This is a genomic window from Micromonospora acroterricola (assembly GCF_003172955.1).
Lineage (GTDB): Bacteria > Actinomycetota > Actinomycetes > Mycobacteriales > Micromonosporaceae > Micromonospora > Micromonospora acroterricola.
Window position 1 is genome coordinate 1 of record NZ_QGKR01000005.1, and the last position, 1,046, is coordinate 1,046.

Here is a 1,046-nt window from a genome sequence, read left to right on the forward strand (position 1 = left end):
GGCCCGGGTGGGGTGGGGTGGTTTAGTCGAAGAAGCGGGCCAGGTGGGTGGGGGGTGCGGGGTCGGCGCTCGGTGGCAACGGGGTGAGGTCGGCGAAGATGGAGGCGCCGTCGCAGCCGGCGTGCAGCGGGAACCAGCGCGGGGTGCCCGGCGGCCGGAGTTGGCAGATCCCCTTGAACGTCTGCACGTCCATCAGCCGGACGTGGGTCGGGTCCGCGACCGCGTTCACATGCCCCCACCACGGGCTCATCACGTGCAGCACGCCGCCCGGACGCAGCACCCGGTGGCACTCGTCCACCAGCGGCAGGAAGTCGATCAGGTGTTCCAGGATGTGCACCGCGAAGAGGACGTCCACCGAGTTGTCGGCCAGCGGTAGCGAGCCGGAGAGGTCCGCCACCGCGTCCACCCCCGGCGCCGGGAAGATGTCCAGCCCCAGGTTGCCCGGCCACTGCTTGGTCGGCCCGCAGCCGAGGTCCACCACCACCGGCTCCCGCCCACCGACGCGGACCCGGCACCAGACGCCGTAGACCCCGGCCAGTCGCCCCACCACGTCCCGGACCAGCCGCAGCTCGGCGGGCTCGGCCACCTCCCCGCTCAGGTGGGCGACCCCCCGGTCGAACCGCACCTCGACGGCCAGTCCACGGAGCCGGTCGTCGTGCCGGAGCTGGTCCTCCCACGCCTCAGCGAGGAACGCGTCGATCGCCCGCAGCCGGTCGGCCGAAGGCTGAGTCTGTGCCAAAGCGACCATTGGGGTCACCTCCCGCCGCGCGATACCCGCATCCGCGCCCGGTATGCCCCGCCCGTCGGCCGGCCCGGCGGGTCGCCCGATCGTCCGTCGGCGTGTCGCAGCCAGCGGCGTATGACTTACCGGAGGGCGATACCTCACAGGTATAAAAATGCCTCTGAGGTATCACGCTCGTCTGCGACCCCGACCCGCCCGGGGCCGTGTCCTGCGAGAGATGGGGAACCGCAGAGAGCGGCACGCTGGGTCGCGGAGGCCGAGGCGAGCCTGGCCGCCCCGCCCGCCTCGCTCGCCGCGCCGGGCC

At 73.0% G+C, this 1,046-nt stretch carries 1 protein-coding gene; it reads right to left on the minus strand.

Features of this window, described 5'->3' with window-relative positions; translation table 11 throughout:
• Positions 1-22 precede the first annotated feature (22 nt).
• Positions 23-748 carry a methyltransferase domain-containing protein gene (locus tag DKT68_RS00025; protein WP_109815403.1) on the minus strand — a complete coding sequence of 242 codons (726 nt, stop codon included), beginning with the start codon at positions 746-748 and terminating at the stop codon, positions 23-25.
• Positions 749-1,046: the final 298 nt, after the last annotated feature.